The organism is Halobacteriovorax sp. RT-1-1 (assembly GCF_047085455.1).
GTDB lineage: Bacteria > Bdellovibrionota > Bacteriovoracia > Bacteriovoracales > Bacteriovoracaceae > Halobacteriovorax_A.
The window spans coordinates 337325-355195 of the sequence record NZ_JBKIXZ010000002.1 but is presented as its reverse complement, the minus strand read 5'-3'; the positions used below and the strand labels follow the sequence as shown (position 1 = coordinate 355195).

At 36.4% G+C, this 17871-nt stretch carries 20 protein-coding genes; 10 read left to right on the top strand and 10 right to left on the bottom strand.

Annotated features, from left to right (window positions below; translation table 11 throughout):
- The first annotated feature begins 144 nt into the window (after window positions 1-144).
- Window positions 145-834, top strand: a complete 690-nt coding sequence (locus ACMAWV_RS12045) for an RluA family pseudouridine synthase (RefSeq protein ID WP_392993238.1) — start codon at window positions 145-147, stop codon at window positions 832-834.
- Here ACMAWV_RS12045 and ACMAWV_RS12040 read toward each other — a convergent pair.
- From ACMAWV_RS12040 to ACMAWV_RS12020, 5 genes are all read right to left on the bottom strand, one after another.
- Complete coding sequence (locus ACMAWV_RS12040; protein WP_412463390.1) at window positions 784-1536, bottom strand: DNA-binding domain-containing protein; 753 nt, start codon at window positions 1534-1536, stop codon at window positions 784-786. The two genes, ACMAWV_RS12045 and ACMAWV_RS12040, sit on opposite strands and share 51 nt — an antisense overlap.
- Window positions 1533-2351, bottom strand: a complete 819-nt coding sequence (locus tag ACMAWV_RS12035) for a DUF692 domain-containing protein (protein ID WP_412470314.1) — start codon at window positions 2349-2351, stop codon at window positions 1533-1535. Before ACMAWV_RS12035 ends, ACMAWV_RS12040 begins: the two co-directional genes overlap by 4 nt.
- Window positions 2352-2354: 3 nt before the next feature.
- The gene (locus ACMAWV_RS12030; RefSeq protein WP_412470315.1) at window positions 2355-2648 is read right to left on the bottom strand and encodes a hypothetical protein; all 294 of its coding nucleotides are present in this window, start codon (window positions 2646-2648) and stop codon (window positions 2355-2357) included.
- A gap of 88 nt (window positions 2649-2736) precedes the next feature.
- On the bottom strand, window positions 2737-3354 hold the full coding sequence (locus ACMAWV_RS12025; RefSeq protein ID WP_412470316.1) for an NrsF family protein: 618 nt from the start codon (window positions 3352-3354) through the stop codon (window positions 2737-2739).
- Window positions 3344-3892 (bottom strand): RNA polymerase sigma factor, encoded by a 549-nt coding sequence (locus ACMAWV_RS12020; protein ID WP_412470317.1) that lies wholly within the window; start codon window positions 3890-3892, stop codon window positions 3344-3346. Before ACMAWV_RS12020 ends, ACMAWV_RS12025 begins: the two co-directional genes overlap by 11 nt.
- Before the next feature lie 54 nt (window positions 3893-3946).
- Between ACMAWV_RS12020 and ACMAWV_RS12015 the strand changes: the two genes are divergently transcribed.
- From ACMAWV_RS12015 to ACMAWV_RS12000, 4 genes are read left to right on the top strand one after another with little or no spacing between them, the layout of a single operon-like run.
- Window positions 3947-4213, top strand: coding sequence for a hypothetical protein (locus ACMAWV_RS12015; RefSeq protein ID WP_103217914.1), 267 nt, complete (start codon window positions 3947-3949; stop codon window positions 4211-4213).
- Between the two features lie 12 nt (window positions 4214-4225).
- Window positions 4226-4543 carry a DUF2288 family protein gene (locus tag ACMAWV_RS12010; RefSeq protein ID WP_103217913.1) on the top strand — a complete coding sequence of 106 codons (318 nt, stop codon included), beginning with the start codon at window positions 4226-4228 and terminating at the stop codon, window positions 4541-4543.
- A complete protein-coding gene (locus tag ACMAWV_RS12005) occupies window positions 4543-4980 on the top strand; it encodes a DUF1499 domain-containing protein (RefSeq protein WP_392993254.1) in 438 nt (145 codons plus the stop codon). Before ACMAWV_RS12010 ends, ACMAWV_RS12005 begins: the two co-directional genes overlap by 1 nt.
- Window positions 4981-5030: 50 nt before the next feature.
- Entirely contained in the window at window positions 5031-6116 is a 1086-nt protein-coding gene (locus ACMAWV_RS12000; protein WP_412470318.1) for a hypothetical protein, read from the top strand.
- Here ACMAWV_RS12000 and ACMAWV_RS11995 read toward each other — a convergent pair.
- On the bottom strand, window positions 6084-8405 hold the full coding sequence (locus ACMAWV_RS11995) for an RCC1 domain-containing protein (protein WP_412470319.1): 2322 nt from the start codon (window positions 8403-8405) through the stop codon (window positions 6084-6086). The genes ACMAWV_RS12000 and ACMAWV_RS11995 overlap by 33 nt on opposite strands.
- Before the next feature lie 167 nt (window positions 8406-8572).
- Entirely contained in the window at window positions 8573-11476 is a 2904-nt protein-coding gene (locus tag ACMAWV_RS11990; protein ID WP_412470320.1) for a hypothetical protein, read from the bottom strand.
- 60 nt (window positions 11477-11536) lie between these two features.
- On the opposite strand from ACMAWV_RS11990, the gene ACMAWV_RS11985 reads away from it, so the two are divergent.
- Genes ACMAWV_RS11985 through ACMAWV_RS11965 form a run of 5 tightly spaced genes read left to right on the top strand, consistent with a single transcriptional unit; the run spans window position 11537 to window position 16396 of the window.
- Window positions 11537-13261: a SpoIIE family protein phosphatase gene (locus ACMAWV_RS11985; RefSeq protein ID WP_103217908.1), complete on the top strand. Its 1725-nt coding sequence runs from the start codon at window positions 11537-11539 to the stop codon at window positions 13259-13261.
- Between the two features lie 7 nt (window positions 13262-13268).
- Entirely contained in the window at window positions 13269-14024 is a 756-nt protein-coding gene (locus tag ACMAWV_RS11980) for a hypothetical protein (protein ID WP_103217907.1), read from the top strand.
- A 3-nt stretch (window positions 14025-14027) separates the two neighbouring features.
- Complete coding sequence (locus ACMAWV_RS11975; protein ID WP_103217906.1) at window positions 14028-14489, top strand: hypothetical protein; 462 nt, start codon at window positions 14028-14030, stop codon at window positions 14487-14489.
- A gap of 15 nt (window positions 14490-14504) precedes the next feature.
- Window positions 14505-15980 (top strand): ATP-binding protein, encoded by a 1476-nt coding sequence (locus ACMAWV_RS11970; RefSeq protein WP_103217905.1) that lies wholly within the window; start codon window positions 14505-14507, stop codon window positions 15978-15980.
- Complete coding sequence (locus tag ACMAWV_RS11965; protein ID WP_103217904.1) at window positions 15980-16396, top strand: response regulator; 417 nt, start codon at window positions 15980-15982, stop codon at window positions 16394-16396. Before ACMAWV_RS11970 ends, ACMAWV_RS11965 begins: the two co-directional genes overlap by 1 nt.
- On the opposite strand, the gene ACMAWV_RS11960 is transcribed toward ACMAWV_RS11965, so the two are convergent.
- The 3 genes from ACMAWV_RS11960 to ACMAWV_RS11950 are packed head-to-tail and all read right to left on the bottom strand — an operon-like array spanning window position 16386 to window position 17858.
- Window positions 16386-16910, bottom strand: a complete 525-nt coding sequence (locus ACMAWV_RS11960; RefSeq protein WP_412470321.1) for a gamma carbonic anhydrase family protein — start codon at window positions 16908-16910, stop codon at window positions 16386-16388. The two genes, ACMAWV_RS11965 and ACMAWV_RS11960, sit on opposite strands and share 11 nt — an antisense overlap.
- Complete coding sequence (locus tag ACMAWV_RS11955; protein WP_412470322.1) at window positions 16911-17303, bottom strand: hypothetical protein; 393 nt, start codon at window positions 17301-17303, stop codon at window positions 16911-16913. It abuts the gene before it with no gap.
- A gap of 54 nt (window positions 17304-17357) precedes the next feature.
- Complete coding sequence (locus ACMAWV_RS11950) at window positions 17358-17858, bottom strand: c-type cytochrome (protein ID WP_103217901.1); 501 nt, start codon at window positions 17856-17858, stop codon at window positions 17358-17360.
- Between the last annotated feature and the right edge of the window lie 13 nt (window positions 17859-17871).

Genomic DNA, 17871 nt, shown 5'->3' with positions numbered 1-17871 from the left:
ATATAAATAAAATAAAAAATAGTTTCTCTCTTAATATTCTCACATCTCACATATCGGTAACTTATAAGCAGTACCTTAGTAAAAGAGTAAGACTTCCTAAAATTTCATATACTTACCTCGATCAAATCTGATATATATTTACTCGTGAAGAATAAAATCCAAGTCCTATTTGAAGATGATCACTATATAGCGGCCACAAAGCCAAGTGATCTTTTAGTCCACCCTTTTAAGGCCAGAAGCTCTGATCGAAGAAGTCTTCTAAGATCGCTAAAGAAACAAACAGATATTTATCTCTTTCCTATTCACAGGCTTGATAAACCAGTTTCAGGAGTTGTTCTTTTTGCAAAGTCAAAGGAAGCAACAAAGCTCATGAAGGAACAATGGAATAGTGACAATGTATCAAAGCACTATGTTGCAATGGTTAAGGGCGTAGCGGAAGAAGAAGGCGTGTACGACTTTCCAATTAAAACAGACAAGGGTATTCAAGATGCGAAGACAGCATTTAAAAGACTCGCTACAAATGAAGAGTACAGTCTTGTTGACATTGAAATCTTCACAGGTCGCCAACATCAAATCAGAAAACACTTTTCTCGTCGTATGCACAATTTAGTTGGTGATGCGAAATATGGCCATTCGTCGATTAACAATCAATTTAGGAAAGATTATAAGTTCTACCGAATCTTTCTTCATTCTTATAAATTATGTTTTAAGCATCCAATCACTCAAGAAGATATCGTCATCGAGTCCCCAGTAACAGAAGACTGTCTTAAAATAGCCAACGATTTATTTGCCTTTGATCTCGGCAATATAACCAAGAAGATTGAAGAAAACTGACCACAAAGTTGGATCACTTAATTTATCCTCCTCAATTTCTTCGACAGCTTCAAGGATTGTTTGATGATTCTTTAAGTTTGTAATGAGTTCAAAGATCCCCTCTGAGATCACTTGAATCTGCATTTTCTCATCTCTCTTATAGAGAATTGTTAATTCATTATTTTGAATATCATGATAACTCTTGTCACTATCACCTTTTCTCATTTGCCAAAGCTCAGATAACTGAACTTCACTAGAAAAAAGAGAGAAAGTATCTTTTAAATTTAAAGGAATTTCAAAAATTCCTTCTCCAAATTCTTGAGGAATAAACGATTTTGAATTGTCTCTTTGATGAAATAAATTCCAAAATCTTTTTTCAAACTCTGCGAGTTCTCTAATAAAAGAAACTTCTTTTACACGTGAAGAAATAAATTCGGGAAAGTCATCTCCATAATGAAGTAGATTTGTAAATTCAGATGGCCTAGACTCAACATAGGCCAGTGAAATATCAAGGAAGTCATCATCGCCTATAACAAACCAACATGTTTCAAAATTATCACCAATAACTTCTTGTAAGCGTGCACGATAGTCATTTTGGTAAACTTCCATCACTTGTTCATTTGATAATTCACCAATAGGAATCATTTCATTCATAATATCGTGAGATATATCTTTCGAAAGAACACCCTTCAGGAACTTATTTTGAAAATCATGATGATTCATAATAAGGCCCCTTCAAAAATCTCTTTTGCTTTTAAGACTTCTCTTTCTAAAACTGGGAATTCAGGAATGTCTTCATCCCATTCTAGAAGAATTGGAACATCAAATTTATGGCAATACTTTTTAAACAATTGCCACACCTCGGCGTGAACGGGATGAGAATGAGTATCAAAAAGATGTGTACCTAAGTCAGAGTAACCAGCAAGATGTATTTGAGAAACATTCTTGGTCTCAATTGTTTCAAAAAATTCAGCTGCATCAAATTTTTGGTTTACTGCATTTACGTAGACATTATTAAAGTCTAAAAGAATTTTACAGCCGCTTTTATTGGCCAATTCATTTAAGAACTGGGCTTCACTCATTGTCGATTTATTTAAAGTAAAATAGGCCGATAGATTTTCAAAGGCCATCTCTCTTGCGTAAAAGTCTTGAACTCTCATTACCTTATCAGCAATGAATTCAAGATTTTCCTTAGTATACGCAAAAGGCAAAAGATTGTGTAAATTTGAATGGGCATGCCCAGTCCAACACATATGATCACTTGTCACAAATGGATCGAAGTTATCATATAACTCCTTTGCCTTTTTCATATAATCGAAATTTAAATCTTCGCTAGAAGCTATCGATAAAGAAACTCCGTGAAACGCTATTGGATAATCGGCCCTAATTTTCTCAAGCATTTTATATGGTCGTCCATAGGTCCCCATGTAATTTTCGAGAAGCGCCTCAAACCACTCAACTCCCTTTTGCGACTTTGAGTGATCACTTTCCAAATATGGAAAATGAGTATGTCTTAATCCAACACCGTATTTTTGCATTTCTTACCTAGCAGCTACTTTTCCGCCCTTAGCTTCACACTCATCTTTTGTAAGTTTAATTAGGCCTTTACCTTTACAAGAGTTTTGTCCACCACACTTAAGCTCTGCTTGGCATCCGTTCTTACCGTTACAAGCATCAACCTTACCGTGACAAGCCCCTTGTCCTTTACAAGAGTTTACTCCGTAACACATTACTTCATTTGCAGAAGTTTCTGGCATCTTAGTTTCTGTTCCCGTACATGAGATCATTAGACCAGCAACAGCTGCACCCATTAAAAGTGATTTTTTAGAATTCATAACATTCTCCTTTAGTATTAATTTTAAGAAGCTTAAATCCTTCTTACTCCATTATTCGAACATAAAATTAAAATTGTTACATTCGATTTTATTTTTTCGTCATTTTAAAAATTATCATACCTAATACTGTAATGATCAAGATTGGTAGATAGTGAGAAATAACTAAGTGCTTTGTCGAGAATGAGCATCCAAAGTAAAGAATTACTAATGGGATCATCCCACTTGTTAATAAACTTGTCGCTACAGTTGCATTATTAAAAGCGATAAACCCTTTCTTAAGCATATAGTAATTATGAGCAAATCCAATAATCATAAGTACACTTAACTCTTGATAACAATTTGCACGATGCTCATGGGCGGTATCAAGCCCAACAGGAAAGAATAGATTAAATATGATAAGGCCAAGTAGAATAAGAAATGGCACGAAAGCAAGCCTTGATTTCTTCTCACTTAAGAGGCCAGGCACAGTGTTAGCAAAACCAAAGTAAGAACCAATGGCAAGTGCAATTAGGGCAACAATTACTTGGATTATAAATTGTGCATTTTGCATATACTTAAAGTCAATTGGTGAACTAATCGAAATTGCAATTAAACTAATCGCGACTTGTGGAATAAGCCAAAAGAATGTCCTAAGACTTGGCGCTGCCAATCGTTTTACTGGCCTTAAGTCACTTACTAATGAATTTATTAACTTTTCATTTTCCATTATTAATCCTAACCGCTTTTTTTAGCTTTGCCATTGCGCGAGAGATTCTTGTTCGAGTAGCGGACTCACTAATTCCAAGCTCTTGAGAAATCTCTTTCGTTTTAAGGCCCTCAAGCTTTGCCATGAGAAGCGGCTTACTTAACTCATCTGTTAAATACTTTTCAATTAACAATTCAAGTTGCTGCTCAATTGCAACTCTTTCTATTGTATTATTCGATGCATTAGCCTCTTTTGTGACGGCCTCATCAAATATTTCTTCTCTTTCTTCTAATTTCGTGTATTTACGAATGTAATCGATTATTCGACGTTCAATAATACAATTAATCCAAGGCATTATCGGTCGATCTGGCGAGTATGTCGGTAGTGAATGATGAATACTTATTAAGATTTCCTGACATATATCGTCGCGATGTGACTCGTTAAAAACCTTAAAAGAAACAATGCGTTTTATTGTTTGCGATACGGTTTCCAAAAAGACGTGATAAGCCTGTGCATCACCGCTTTGGGCAAGAATAACAAGTTTCTTTAAATCATTCACAGAGCAATTTTAACATAGTATATTTATAACGAAACTAAATCATGAGGTGTATTTTTGAAAATTTATCATATTGTTTGGTCGATGATTGCCGTTCTTGCTTTCCTCTTTATCCTAACTCCATACTACCGTAAGAAAGAAGAAAAAAAGAATAAACTAGAAAGAGAATATTACTCTCTTCTTAAGAACGAAATCGACAAAGAAGATCCTTCTAAAGAATTAATTGAAGCAGCAAAAAAAGTTCACACTTCTAACTACATCGACACTGATGAAAAGTTAATTGCTCAAATTAATAATGATAAGAAAATGATGAAAGCAATTTAATAGGAAATTAATATGAACGATGAAAATAACAATGAGAACCTATTAGACAGATTAGCTAATGATATTGATGATGCAAAGTGGGACTTACTAAAGCCTCACCATGAAAGAGAAGCATTATTCATGATAACTGATGAACTTGAGCTTGCGGCCGTAGGATTTACAATGGCGCGTGACGAAGTTGAATATATTAAGAAATGGCTTGCTGATGAACAGATGTTTCGTCCAACAGATGAACAAATCACAATGTGGGAAGAAGAGAACACTGAATTCCAATACCTAATAGTTCAGCCGTATGTTTTAGTGAAAATTAAAAGAGAAGGACTAATTTAATGAAAAGACTCGCTAGACTATCAGTGATTATTGCTGTTCTTTTAACAACAGCATCATGCTCAAAGGAATTTCTAATTCAAGAGTCTTCGAGTCTAGATAATTTTACTTGTCCATCCATCGACAACTGTCTTTCTTCTAAAGAGAAGAAAGCATCTTCAAGTTATATCATGCCTTTTAAAATGCTAGGGGCAACTCCTGAAGAGAATATTGAAAAGATTGCAAGTGTCATCAGAAAGATTGGTGGCTATCAAATCGAAAGAAATGAGGTCTATTTAAAGGCCACAAATGAAGAAGTTCAACTTGAGTTCATCTTCAACGAAGCTGCAAAACAGATTGAAGTACGCTCTCAAGTTTTGAAACAAAGTTTCTTCTCATATAATCAAGGAAGAAAGGATATTGAGGCGGTTCGCTTTAACTTCTTTCAAGGCAATTTCTAGCCATTTATACCTAGTTAAAGACATAGTTAAGATATGTTAAAATTTCTTCAGTGAAGATATTTATCCTACCCATATTCCTACTATTATCATCAACTACTTTTGCCGCTGTTGACACTGGCGATGGTAGTGATCTTTCGTGCAACTGGACAGGATTAATCCCAAGTGGGACTTATAATTGTACTGACTTAACGACAACTGGTGCTCTTACAATCACTGGAAATAATCCACTAATCATTAAAGTTCAAGGTGACGTTACAATTGCTCACACAATCTCAGTAGCAGAAGGTCTTGCTGGAGGCTATGGTGCAGGATTAAGTCCAGTAGTATTTCCAGGATCAGAAGGATCGAGTGCAACGGATGCAGCCTGTGGTGGATCAAGCTTTTCAGATATTGGCGGTAGTGGTGGTGCCGGTGGCTCCCATGCAACCCTTGGTGGAAATGGTGGCTCAGGTGTTTCTTCAGGACCAGTTGATGGATCGGACACTCTAAGTGCCCCTGGTTCCACATCTGTAACATATGACTCAGCTTTAAATCTTGAAGCACAAATGCTTGGTGGTGCCGGTGGCGGAAATGGCGGAGGTGGCTGCGAGCAAGGTGGTGCGACTGAAACTGGTGCAACTCCAGGAGGAAGCGGAGGTGGAGTCATTCATATCGCCGCAGGTGGAGATATGTATATCAACGCTCCTATTCTGGCCAATGGTGGAGCTGGACAGCCGGGCACAACTTCTGCCAACGGAGACTCTGGTGGCTCAGGTGGCGGCGCCGGTGGAGTTATCTTCTTACAAGCAGTTGGTAATATCGAACTCAATGCTGCTCTCGATGCCTCAGGAGGTACAGGTGGAGCCGCAGGTGGAGTTTTAGGAAGGGCCGGTGGAAATGGCGGAGACGGGATCATTCGTCTTGATGAAGTTGATGGAGTCATTACAGGAGTTGGTGGTTCTTACTCACCTAACCCAACGATAGTAACCCTTGGAGCAAACGGTTTTGAAACTCTTCAATCTGGAATTGATCCTGGCTGCGCAGTGAGAGAAGATATGACACCGAATAATGAAAGTATACTCGGTGCCATCGTTCTTATGATTTTATTATTTGGAATTAATTTCTTAAATATTAAAAAGAGCAAGGAAGTTTGCTAATACAGGTGACTCATCATCACCGATAGAATCTGTATTTCCATTACCAAGTTGTCCCTTACTACCATTACCAATACATTTCACGAGACCTTCATCAGTTGTTAAGAAACAATGATGATTAAGTCCACCTGAAACTTGTGAAACGCTCTTTCCAAGTTCAATTGCTGGAAGGTTTGCAAGATCACCTGTAATCTTGACCGTTCCAACTTGACCTAACTTACCAGAAGTTCCGTTACCCCAACACTTTGCATCTCCAGCTTTAGAGAGAGCACATGTTGCAGTGTTTGAAGCAACAACTGAGGCAACTTCAAAACCTAAGTCTAGAGCAGTATGATTATCTAAAGTTTCATTATCACCCATTGCTTCACTTGTTCCATCCCCTAGCTGACCTTGAGAATTATTCCCAAAACAATATACTGTCGAATCAGAAAGAAGTGCACAAGTATGGATACCACCAGTTGTAACTGCAATTACTCCTTTCGGCGTTGGAGTGGCCAAGCTTGGAGAATTCACATTGTCAGTATTTCCTAGGCCAAGCTGTCCGTGAGTCCCACGTCCCCAACACTTAAGAGTACCACCAGATAAAATTGCACAGGCATGGAAACTCATCGAAGAAATATCCATTTGAATGGCCTTTGCCCCTAAAGCAACAAGATTACCCTGAGCTGGAGTTTCATCATCTCCAATTATTTCAGTATCACCAGTCCCAAGCTGACCATAATAGTTTTGCCCCCAACAACGAACATCACCTGTCGTTAGAAGAGCACAGTTATGATAAGTACCACCATAAAGCTTTCTTACAATTCCACCAATTTCAGTATAACCGTATTCTGATAATTGTTCGTCATCACCTAAAGTATCAGTTGATGCCATCCCTAATTGTCCATAAGTATTGTCACCAAAACACTTAACTTTATTAGATTCAGTTAGAATACACGTGTGAAGATTTCCTGCAATGACTTGTAGTGCAAGCTCTCCGTTTAAATCAATGGCCGGAATCGAATCAATTCCCTCATCATCACCACGATTAACAGTATCACCTTGTCCTAACTGACCTTTAGAATTATCTCCCCAACACTTTACTTCACCATTTGCAATAAGAGCACAAGAGTGTGAACCACCTGCTACAATTTGAATAACCTGTTTTGTAACTGAAGGCTTTTCACAGTATTGAACAGCTGCAATTGAAAATGGACCTCGCTCCTCATTGAGTGAAACAATATTCAGTTCAGTATCGTATGAATACTGTACTTCTTTTCCATCAACAAAAGTTCGAATCGTATTCGTATCAATATTCGTTACTTCTAGGTTAAATGAATTAACTGGATCAATACGTGACATTGCGAGTGTACCTAGTTTAGATAACCCATCTCCGTATTCACCAGTTGCCATGTCGACAGTGAATCCACCACCAAATTCAACAAACTCTTTATAACCATATCCAATTTCGTTTTCTCCACCAAATGGAATAGTACTTAGATTGTTATAAATAACACCACCTGTAACAAGTGGACGATCTGTATAACGGGCCTTTAATTTATCTAGAACACTCTTAGGAGTTACGATTTGTGTTTCACCATCAAAACATTCAGTAAGACGTGAACGATCCTCACCACCTTGAGGGTCAGGAACAGGTGTTACACCTTCCGGATAAATCGCACAAATATCTTGCTCATCAGCGACAAATACAACCACAAGAGCTGCATCTTCTCTAAAGAAGCCTTGTCCTTGAATAGAGCTATAGTAATCGTCTTCTAGTGCACGATTAAGAGATGCAAGTCCGGCCTCCCCACCATCAGTTCGATAGTCTCCAGCTGGGTTCTCCATTTTTGTTCTTAAGTGTGTTTTAATCTCTTCAATTGTTAATGAACGATTTGAAAGAATTGTCGGCTCCGTCGACTTTGTATAAAGCTTACCAAAGTGTGTCGATCCAGACCCATGCCCCAACATAACTGCGATATTTACATCAGCGGCCGATGGAAGAACATCTAAGAAGGCATTAAATCCTTCTGCAATTTGCGCTCTTTCAGAAATAATTGAAGCAGAAGTATCTGGGATAACCAGAATATCTATATTTCTCGTAATATCTTCTTCTTTAGGTGCATACACATCTTGGTAACAAGCTACATCAAGATTTGGAAGCGTTGGTAGATCTGCTCCCGGTACATTTACTAAATCCTCAACTTCATCTTGTGGAACACAAGATGAAGCAACCAACATAACCCCAACGAGAAAAGCAAATAGCTTTACCGAATATAAATGTGAATGTGGCCTTTTACTTTCTCTTTTCAAAATGCCCTCACAAGTTCAAGTTTAAACCTGCTCTAATTATAAAACGCCCATCGGCATGCCCCGAAAATGGCCTTACTTTTATTCATTATCAATAACTTAGAAGGGAATATTAAGATTATTGGGCCAAAAATCTGGCCCATATACTGGTCAGTCCATAAAATATATTTTCAAAAACTATACTGAAGTTTGAAGGCCATCTTATCAAGCGTGATACTTGGGTCATCTTTTTCAAGGGTCTGATATTGGAAACCAACCTGATATTTATTATTAATCTGATAGAGTGCCTCTGCATTAAGGCCAGAAAAACCAAGGATGAAATACTCTGCTTTTATCTTAATTTTTTCAAATTCATAAATACCGCTTATACCAATATTGAAAGTAAACTCAGCATTTGAAACAACTTCACTTCCCTCATAAGCAAGGGTACTTCGATAATCAAAAGCAACTGCCGCACCATATTTGAAGCGAGGGAGCTTCTTTAAGGGCATGTGACTGCTAACTTTTAAGCGCGTTTGATTAAATGCTAGATCATCAAAAACAACACCACTTGAATGACGTAATTCAAAATCAGTTACAGCGACCTTAAAATCTTTCTTAAGGCCAGCATAAAATGAGATCAAGTTCATATCATCAACGACAATTTTCTTTCCATTACTAATGGCTTCATAATTTGTTTTTTCAGGAGCGTAGCCTACATACCAATTTTTTTCTTTCTTATTACCTGTAGTAAAAATCTTTTTTCTACTGTTTTCTACTTTGGCAATTTTTTTACTTAAAACATCAACTCTTCTTTTTTTAGAATAGATTACGTCCTTCTTTTCAATGGCCTTAACGCGCCAATAAAAGCTTTCTGCTAATTTATTTCTAAAAGTATAAGTTGTTTTATTTCCAAGAGGTATTTCCTTAATATTTGTGAAATACTTATCTTTTGAAATTTCGATAAAGAATTTATCTCCACGAACTTGGTCAAACTTCATCTCAACAATATCACCTTCATTAATAACAAGGCCGTGTCTTGGAGAAACGAGATCAATCCCCTTTGCTCCACCAAACTTTTTTGTAATGATTAAATCCTCAAGCGCAGAAAATGGACTTTCCTGGTTCCAATAATCAATTGCAGAAACTCTCCACTGGAAGTTACCTGTTAGATAGTCATCCCACTCATAACGATTATTCTTAACTTTCTCATCAACGATAATTTTTTCACCATCAAGAATCTGTATACGATACTCTTTAACATCACTTACAGGCTCCCACTTAAGTTCAATCTTCTCTTGAGCAAATGCCTGATCAATTAGTAAATTTACGATGGCAATTGGTAGTGACTGCCTAATAACTTGAACTCTCTTTTCGACCTTATCAATACGAGGCGCTTTTGGTGGCGGCGGAGGTACAATAATTATTTTAACGGGAGGAACAAATTTATTTTCCTCATTCTTAACACGCCAATAGTGAACACCAAGTTCCTTAATAAGTAGCTTAGTATTACTTTCAGTGGTCTTTATAGATTCTTTAATAGCACTAAAATTACGATCGCGAGAGATCTCAACAATGAACTCATCACTCCCCTGTTGCTGCCATGTTAAATCAATAACATCACCTGGCTTTTTAACAACTATCTTACGTCCTTGTTCAAGAGCACTATTGTCATTATCAAAAGTAACAACATATTTATTTTCTTTTGAACGAGCAATCACTTCATTATTTAGGACATACTCCAATGACCAAAAATATTCTCCACTTTCATTAACACTAGTAGAAAAAGAACTCCCAGCAACCAGTTGTCTTTTGCCATTTAAAACTAGATAAGTACTAACCCCACTAAAGAGATCTTGAGTTTCCCAAGAAAATTTAACAGTACCATCATTATAGAAATAATATTCTTCGCCATTAAATGGTCTCTTTAAAACAATATCTCCAGGCTTTGCAACGGCCTTTATTAGAACAGGATTAGAAAAGAGCGCATAAGGATGCGTCTCACTTTTATTTCGATAAGAAAGTTCATACTCACCAACTTCCTCAAAAGAAATTTTCAACTCACCTTCATCATAATCAAAATCTTCCCAAACTTTTCCATTAATCATTAATTCGATATTTTCAAATGCTTGAGTATAAATGAGCTTCTCTTTATTCACTAAAACGGTGTTTTGAATCTCATCGAGGTTTTCAAACTCAGGGACAACTTCATAGATAACTTCAAATGACTTTTCCGTTGAAACATTACTTTCATCACTTACCTGCCAATAGTAACTGCCTTGAGCTAAATTCTCTAACTTAAGTTCGAGTCCATTAACAGTATGTGCTTCTCCGTTTTCAAAAGCTTCACGAGAGTTTGAAATGTATAACTGTTCTACTTTTTCATTAAACTTAAATGTAATTTTATTTTTTTCATTAACATAGAACACATCACCATCAACGGGAGAAAATTCGCTTGGCCAGCTCTGCTTAATAGTATAGCTCTCATCAGTAAGCAGTACTCTTACACCCTTTTCAATGGTTTCTTCACGATCGCCTAGTCTTACGCTTGCCTTACCATCAAGAACAGATAACTCTTTATTACCATTTGTATTTGAAATCTTAATCTTCGAATCATTTGAAGTGATCTCATAGATCTGATCACCTACTTTAACAACAAAGGCTTCACTTGCATTATTAAGAGTAGCAAAGATAACACCTTGTTCGATATTAAGATTAATTCCATCTGTTTCTTGTGTGATTTTAAATAGACTCTCTTCGGAGACTTTAATGCGGTTACCAGAGCTAAATTCCAACTGAGCAGTAGAATCTCTATCTGTGAAAATACGATCATTATGGAAAAGTGCTTCGTTTGAACCAAGATCATGCCAAGAGAAATTATCAAAACTTCTTCTTCTCACATCATTTTGTAATTCGAAGACTTGGCCTAAAGTAATGCGCTCCCCACCCATGATTGGTGGAATATATGATGTGTTAAAAACTTGGTTGCCGGCAAAGGCCGCAACACAAAGGCACATCAAGATTAGAAATGTATCAACTAATGAATTTAGTCGCCCCAAAATTGTTCCTGGTACTCTTTTCTCATTCTTGCGCATGACGCAAATCGTTAATATCATTGTATCTAAATATTCAATAGACTTCTACATAGGTAAATAATGGGCAAAAGACCGACATTTCCGATCAAGCTTAAATTAATATCGCTTAATACAGCGCTGCTAATAATTGTTATCGCTTTTCTAACTAAGTATGCCACTCACCTTTTTGAAAAGGATAAGAAAGCCTACTTATATGAGAACTCACTATTCAATGTTACAAGTGTTGCTAAGGAGATGAACTATACTCTTAATAAAATTGAGAATGATCTCCAAAATTTATCTCTTATAAAGAACAATAAACTTAGAGCAAAGGCCGTAGCAGAAAGTAAGTATATTCTCGCCTTCATTGAAAAGAACCAATTCATAATCAATAAAGATTTTGAACAAAATGAAAATGATTTCAAGTTAGTGATTCCTAAGAGCACAAGAGATAACTCACTTACTTCTTTCAAATACAAAGAAGATGTTTTTGTTATTCTAACTAAAAAGATAAATAAAGGTCTTACTTCAATTGTTATCAAGGCCAATATTTTAAATAACCTACTCTCACAAAATCGAACATATAATACGCTTGTCTTTAAAGATGGAGCACTTGTTCTTGGAAATGACCTTATTGGACTTCATAATTATGATAAGAATGAGCTTAAGGGAAATAACATTGTAAAAAAGTTAACTTTCAATAATGACGACTACCTTGTTTCCATAGCACAAACAAAGGCATTTGCACTTTCTGTTGTTTCAACAATTTCAGAGTCGGATGCACTATCGGTAACAAAGTTTCTTATTCAGCGAGCTATATTCTTTGCAGTCTTTATTATTGCTCTGTCGACTATAATTATTATCCTTCTATCAAAAACAATCTCAAAGCCGATAGAAAAGCTTTACCAAAGGGCCATCAGTATTGGTCAGGGAGATTTTGAATCAACAGTAGAGATCAACACTAGTGATGAGCTCGGGACACTTGGAGACTCATTTAATCAAATGAGTCGTGAGATTCTAGAATATATTGAAAAAATGAAAGAGAAAGCACGCTTAGATGAAGAAGTGAAAGTTGCTAAAATGGTGCAAGAAGAGTTCTTTCCGCCAAAAGATATTGATACACCAAATGTTCGCCTAAGCTCTTATGCTGCTCCAGCTTCTGAGTGTGGTGGAGATTGGTGGGGACACTTCGAATTTAATGAATATATTATTACCATCATAGCAGATGCAACAGGTCACGGCCTGCCAGCGGCCCTTCTAACTTCAGCAATCAATTCTGCATTTAATAGTATTAAAATAAGACTGACAGAAGATTCGAGTCAAATCTCGCCAGCTTTAATTACTTCACATCTAAATAAGGTTATTAATCTTTCAAATAATAAAATACTTCTTACTGCCTTTGTATCGGTCTATAACACAATGACTAAGGAATACTCATATACTAATGCAAGTCACTTAGAAGTGCTTAAGGTTCCTAAAAAGCCTGAGATTACTAAAGCAGATATCATTCCCCTACTTGATGCTAAAGGACCAAGACTTGGAGAAAGTGCCGACTCTAGCTACGACTATGAAACGATCATTCTAGAACAAGGTGATCTGCTTGTTTATATGACAGATGGAATAACAGAGGCAGAAAATAGTGAAGGCAAACAATGGGGCCTAAGAAAATTACTAAAGATCTTAATGACATATGGAGAGCACACGGCCACTGAAATTCGTGATACAATAGTTTCTGTTGTATACGACCACAGAGGAAGTGATTCATTTGATGATGATCTTACACTCATCTGCCAGGAAATAAAGTGATGTACTTATGGGTATAGAATTTAAGATTGCAAACGAACAATTTAAAGAGATTGAAAAAATGAAAATTCAATCCTCGAGTCTTGATCTTAAAATCAGTGATCAGTTAGCCGATTCAAGTGATATTTTTTTGAGTCGCTACGATATACTTGTGAACTTAAAGTACCTTAAAGACAACAGAACAAATCACCTCATAGGAGCCTCCCCTTGCATACAAGATGAGGTTGAGAGCGTTATTGCCTATCTAACAAAGCAGAAACAAAACAATCTTGATAGTAGAATCAATTCAAAAAAAACAAACAAAATAGAAATAACTCTTGAAAATGAATTTGATCAGAAGTGCCATCAATTACTCGATGGTATTGACTTAAAAGATTATCACGATAGCTTTGAAAATAAATTAAAATTGATTACAAATGAATTTTACACGAATGATATTTTTCATCGAGTAAACAGCCAAAAACATGGAGAAATTGAAATTTCTCAAGATGAACATAAAACGATCCTCCACTACAGGAGTTATACTAATGTGGGAAAATCCTCAATTATAAATTCTCTCTACCGAGCAGCTGTAGAGAAGACACCGAGGCAGGAAGGACGTGGAGCAGGGCTTGGACTTTATCTGATGCTTCAAAATTGTGATCAACTTCACATTGTTGGAAATCAAGATAGCACTAGTTTCTACATCTATATTGAAAAAAATAAACGGTATAAAGATATTAGTAAAAGAATACCATCAATAAGTTTTTATAATTTAAAGGATTAAAATATGAGTAACTTAAAGGTCGAAATTAAGGCCGAAAATGATGAAACGATTTTAAATTTAATTGGAAGAATTGATGAAGATGCTGATCTAACACCAATCCTTGGAGTTAAAGATAAAAATCTTCATATCAACTTCGATGCTGTTGAGATGATTAACTCATGTGGAATTCGTGAATGGATCAATATGCTTTCAGAGCTGACTGGTTCAATCACCTACTCTCATTGTCCACAGGCAGTTATTGAACAAATTAATATGGTTCATGGCTTTATAAAACCGGGAATAAAAGTTGAAAGCTTCTATGCTCCATATTACGAAGAATCTTCAGACGATGTAAAAATGATGCTTATTAAAACAAGTGATGTCGTTGATAACAAGGCACCTGTTATGAAAAGTGATGAAGGTGAAGAACTCGAGTTTGATGCAATTGAAGCACAGTACTTTCAATTCATTAAACAGATGAAGTAAACAAAGATGTAACTGATGGCAAAATACGAATTATACGACTCCATTTTTGAACCAATCTGTGTCATAAATAATGACAATGAGATAGTTTATTATAATCACTTCTTTGCTTCATTTTTCAAAAAGTCGCCAAGAGTTTTAAAAAAATCGCCAAAGCTTAGCACCCTATTTACCGGCTTTGATATTGAAGATTTTCTTGAAGATATGAATGATGTAAAGGTAGGGCCAGAAGTAGAGATTTTCTTAGAAGATCAAACCTTCTATCACGTTATTATCAAAGCAATTGAAAGTGACAACAACGAGAAAGTAATTTGTTTTAACGACATCAGTATCGAGAAAAATCTCTACACGAAGTATCGTTATCAAATTGAAGAGCTGAAGCAAATTCACAATCAAATTATTCAAGCTGATAAGTTAAGTACAATTGGGGAAATTACAGCAACGATTTCCCATGAGATTTCAAATCCACTTACTATTGCTTCAGGAAATATTGAATTAATTAGTGTTCTTTTGGCCGGAGAAGAATTAAAAGAAAATGATATTATCCACGAAAGTATTAGTGATACTCGTGAGTCAATTGATCGTATCACTAAAATAGTCAAAGGCTTAAAGAGCTTTCTTCATAATAGAGAGAGTGATAAGAAGTTTATTACCCTTGAAGATATTATCAATAAGTCTCTTACCCTACTGAAACTACCATTAGAGCAGAATCAGATATCTCTTGATTTTAATGTAAACACATCTTCGATCGTTAAAGTTAATCCTATCGAGATAGAACAGGTTATTATCAATTTAGTTACCAACGCAATTCACGCTCTGGGTGAGGCAAATACTAAAGATCCAAAAATTTCACTTTCAATCTCCAGCAATGATGTCTGCTACATCATTACAGTTAAAGATAATGGAAGAGGTATTCCTGAAGAAAATCGAGGAAAGATATTTGATTCATTCTTTACCACGAAAGAGGTAGGAGAAGGAACAGGTCTTGGACTTTCAATTTCTTCTAAAATCATTGATTCATATTCGGGATCACTTGAATTAATTGATACAAAAACTGGATGTGAGTTTCAAATCACTCTTCCGAAAATGGAAACGACAACTTTTACGGATAGTGAACTTAGTGTAAACCATAGCTTCCAAAAAGTTTTAATCATTGATAATGAACCGAAGATCTTAAATCTTTTTACGAACTTTTTTGCAAAAGGACCTATTACTTTGATCTTTGCATCAAGTGCTATTGAAGCAAAAAGAATCTTAGAAGGTACTGATGTTGATGCCATAATCACTGATTATGATATGCCAAATATGAATGGTGTTGAGTTTGCCAAAGATATCATAAAAAATGGCCTCAATACCCCTACTTTCGTAATGTCAGGAGTAGCGGATAAATCAAAATTTGATAATCATAAAGAGATTAAAGGCTTTATTGAGAAGCCTTTTAATAGAGAAGATATATTAAATATGCTTGGTATTAAAAATGAGGAGCAGGACTAATGGCCATGTCCCCTTCTAAGAATTCACTTACACCTAAAAAACCTTCTATTCTCATCGTAGATGATGAAGATAAGATTTGCTTTTTAATAAAAACGTTTCTGGAGCAAACTGGTGCTTTTAGAAATATTGTCACGGCCGACTCTGTAAGTGTTGCTTTATTAAAACTAAGAAATGAAGATTTCGATCTAGTTATTATTGATTACAAATTACCTGATAAAGATGGAACTTACTTCATTGATATAGCAAGTAAGTCGATGAAGTATCAGAAGATGAAATACCTTCTTATTTCAGGATTCTTAGATAACCGATCAATGGTGAGTGTAATCAATTCAGGAGTAACAAATGTTCTTGTTAAGCCTTTCTCAAGAGATGACCTTGTTGATAAAGTCTTCAATCTATTAAAGCTTAGCAAATAACTTCGACTTGGTTTAAATACTCATCTTTTGTTATTAAGTACGATTTATAGTGGTTACTATACTGCTCTACTTCTTGTGGAGTAAGCTTCCTTTTAACCACAGCAGGCGTTCCGATAATAAAGCTCTCAGGAGGATATACCTTACCAGGAGGAACAACACTTCCGGCAGCTACAATTGAGTTTTTCCCAATAACTGCTCCATCTAAGACGGTCGCCCCCATACCAATTAAGCAGCCTTCTTCGACTGTACAAGCATGAAGAGTCACACTATGACCAACACTAACGTTTTCTTTAATGATTAGGGGAATATTATCCTCTACATGAAGCATTGTTAAATCTTGAATATTACAATTGTCGCCAATATGAATCTCGTTCACATCCCCACGGGCCACAACTTTAAACCAAAGAGAAACATTCTTTCCCAAGAAAACTTTACCAATAACATCAGCAGAGTCTGCAATAAAGCATCCCTCACCAATTGTCGGTTCAATATTTTTATAACGATATAAAGTCATTTATCTCCACCCAATTACTTCGTAGCCTTTCTCCGCAAGACAACGGTTTACGAAACGTTGCTTGATCTGATCTTCACTAAGCCCCGCTGAAGCGGCTCCACTAGCACCACCAATTGCGGCCCCCTGAGCAGCACCTTTACCAGCATTACCACCAAAGACTGCACTTGCCACAGCGCCTACAATAGCACCCCACGCAGCACCTTTTCCACCTTCACGAACCATTTGTCTTCCACGATCACTCTCAAGAAACTCGTCGGCCTTGGCCATGCAAACTTCAATATCGCGATCGGCTTGGACCTTTCCGTATCTTTGATAGGCTGAGTTCGGATAAAGCTTTGGTTTAGATGCACAAGCAGTAATCGTCAAAAGTAGTAAAAGTGAAAATATTCTCATGGTTGCTCCCAAAAAAAAAGCCGCTTAAAAGCGGCTTCTTATCGATATTCAATTTTAGTTTTTAACTCCGCCCCATGGCACCTTAGATAAGTAAGCCGCTAGGTCTGCAATATCTTCAGTCGATAGTTTTTTAACAATCGTTAACATCTGTTGGTTAACACGGGCCCCTGATTTCATATCAAGAAGTTGCTTCTCAATATACCATTCCATTTGACCACCGATTCTTGGTGCCTTATTTGCAGCTTTCCCTGAACCATCTTTAGCGTGACATGCAATACATTGCTTATAAAGTTTATCTGCTCTAACAAGTTGTGGAGTATCTAGAGGAATAAGAGTCTTCTCTTCGATAACTTCATCACTAACTTTTGGAGGTGCTGTTACTTCTGCGTGCTTCTTAGCAAGTTCCGCAACTTCAACTAAGTGAGCAGCGTGCGCTTTCTTTGCATTTTCAAAGTTATATTTCTCATTGTTGACTTCAACACTCTGGTAACCCGATAGGTTCATAACAAGAACTAGCCCTACTAGCGTTAGGGAAAAAAGCACTAAACGATACATCGTTTCTCCATTC

What these genes read in the sequence shown, in the direction of transcription:
- ACMAWV_RS12040 (WP_412463390.1), bottom strand. Translation starts at nt 1,536, where the DNA reads ATGAATCATCATGATTTTCAAAATAAGTTCCTGAAGGGTGTTCTTTCG.
- ACMAWV_RS12035 (WP_412470314.1), bottom strand. Translation starts at nt 2,351, where the DNA reads ATGCAAAAATACGGTGTTGGATTAAGACATACTCATTTTCCATATTTG.
- ACMAWV_RS12030 (WP_412470315.1), bottom strand. Translation starts at nt 2,648, where the DNA reads ATGAATTCTAAAAAATCACTTTTAATGGGTGCAGCTGTTGCTGGTCTA.
- ACMAWV_RS12025 (WP_412470316.1), bottom strand. Translation starts at nt 3,354, where the DNA reads ATGGAAAATGAAAAGTTAATAAATTCATTAGTAAGTGACTTAAGGCCA.
- ACMAWV_RS12010 (WP_103217913.1), top strand. Translation starts at nt 4,226, where the DNA reads ATGAACGATGAAAATAACAATGAGAACCTATTAGACAGATTAGCTAAT.
- ACMAWV_RS12005 (WP_392993254.1), top strand. Translation starts at nt 4,543, where the DNA reads ATGAAAAGACTCGCTAGACTATCAGTGATTATTGCTGTTCTTTTAACA.
- ACMAWV_RS11990 (WP_412470320.1), bottom strand. Translation starts at nt 11,476, where the DNA reads ATGCGCAAGAATGAGAAAAGAGTACCAGGAACAATTTTGGGGCGACTA.
- ACMAWV_RS11985 (WP_103217908.1), top strand. Translation starts at nt 11,537, where the DNA reads ATGGGCAAAAGACCGACATTTCCGATCAAGCTTAAATTAATATCGCTT.
- ACMAWV_RS11980 (WP_103217907.1), top strand. Translation starts at nt 13,269, where the DNA reads ATGGGTATAGAATTTAAGATTGCAAACGAACAATTTAAAGAGATTGAA.
- ACMAWV_RS11975 (WP_103217906.1), top strand. Translation starts at nt 14,028, where the DNA reads ATGAGTAACTTAAAGGTCGAAATTAAGGCCGAAAATGATGAAACGATT.
- ACMAWV_RS11970 (WP_103217905.1), top strand. Translation starts at nt 14,505, where the DNA reads ATGGCAAAATACGAATTATACGACTCCATTTTTGAACCAATCTGTGTC.
- ACMAWV_RS11965 (WP_103217904.1), top strand. Translation starts at nt 15,980, where the DNA reads ATGGCCATGTCCCCTTCTAAGAATTCACTTACACCTAAAAAACCTTCT.
- ACMAWV_RS11960 (WP_412470321.1), bottom strand. Translation starts at nt 16,910, where the DNA reads ATGACTTTATATCGTTATAAAAATATTGAACCGACAATTGGTGAGGGA.
- ACMAWV_RS11955 (WP_412470322.1), bottom strand. Translation starts at nt 17,303, where the DNA reads ATGAGAATATTTTCACTTTTACTACTTTTGACGATTACTGCTTGTGCA.
- ACMAWV_RS11950 (WP_103217901.1), bottom strand. Translation starts at nt 17,858, where the DNA reads ATGTATCGTTTAGTGCTTTTTTCCCTAACGCTAGTAGGGCTAGTTCTT.